Here is a 1,394-nt window from a genome sequence, read left to right as displayed (position 1 = left end):
CTGAGGACAAGCCCTCGGCCTATTAGTACCGGTCAACTCCACCCCTCACAGGGCTTCCATATCCGGCCTATCAACCCAGTCGTCTACTGGGAGCCTTACCCTCTCAAGGAGGTGGGAGTGCTCATCTCGAAGCAGGCTTCCCGCTTAGATGCTTTCAGCGGTTATCCCTCCCGAACGTAGCCAACCAGCCATGCCCTTGGCAGGACAACTGGCACACCAGAGGTTCGTCCGTCCCGGTCCTCTCGTACTAGGGACAGCCCTTCTCAACACTCCTACGCGCACAGCGGATAGGGACCGAACTGTCTCACGACGTTCTAAACCCAGCTCGCGTACCGCTTTAATGGGCGAACAGCCCAACCCTTGGGACCTACTCCAGCCCCAGGATGCGACGAGCCGACATCGAGGTGCCAAACCATCCCGTCGATATGGACTCTTGGGGAAGATCAGCCTGTTATCCCCGGGGTACCTTTTATCCGTTGAGCGACGGCGCTTCCACAAGCCACCGCCGGATCACTAGTCCCTACTTTCGTACCTGCTCGACCCGTCAGTCTCACAGTCAAGCTCCCTTGTGCACTTACACTCAACACCTGATTGCCAACCAGGCTGAGGGAACCTTTGGGCGCCTCCGTTACCCTTTAGGAGGCAACCGCCCCAGTTAAACTACCCACCAGACACTGTCCCTGATCCGGATCACGGACCCAGGTTAGACATCCAGCACGACCAGAGTGGTATTTCAACGGCGACTCCACCATGACTGGCGTCACGGCTTCAAAGTCTCCCACCTATCCTACACAAGCCGAACCGAACACCAATATCAAGCTATAGTAAAGGTCCCGGGGTCTTTCCGTCCTGCTGCGCGAAACGAGCATCTTTACTCGTAATGCAATTTCACCGGGCCTGTGGTTGAGACAGTCGAGAAGTCGTTACGCCATTCGTGCAGGTCGGAACTTACCCGACAAGGAATTTCGCTACCTTAGGATGGTTATAGTTACCACCGCCGTTTACTGGCGCTTAAGTTCTCAGCTTCGCCCGACCGAAGTCGGACTAACCGGTCCCCTTAACGTTCCAGCACCGGGCAGGCGTCAGTCCGTATACATCGCCTTACGGCTTCGCACGGACCTGTGTTTTTAGTAAACAGTCGCTTCTCGCTGGTCTCTGCGGCCACCACCAGCTCAGGGAGCACGTCCCATCACCAGCAATGGCCCCCCTTCTCCCGAAGTTACGGGGGCATTTTGCCGAGTTCCTTAACCACAGTTCACCCGAACGCCTCGGTATTCTCTACCTGACCACCTGAGTCGGTTTGGGGTACGGGCCGCCATGAAACTCGCTAGAGGCTTTTCTCGACAGCATAGGATCATCCACTTCACCACAATCGGCTCGGCATCAGGTCTCAG

Annotated in this window: 1 rRNA gene; it reads right to left on the bottom strand. The window is 56.6% G+C overall.

The features are described 5' to 3' along the window. Nucleotides 1-2 precede the first annotated feature (2 nt). Nucleotides 3-1,394: ribosomal RNA gene (locus ACWEMJ_RS34140) — 23S ribosomal RNA — on the bottom strand; the annotation flags it as partial.

The organism is Kitasatospora sp. NPDC004531 (genome assembly GCF_053602195.1).
The sequence above is the reverse complement of the archived record's forward strand: the minus strand, read 5'-3'. Positions and strand labels throughout refer to the sequence as shown.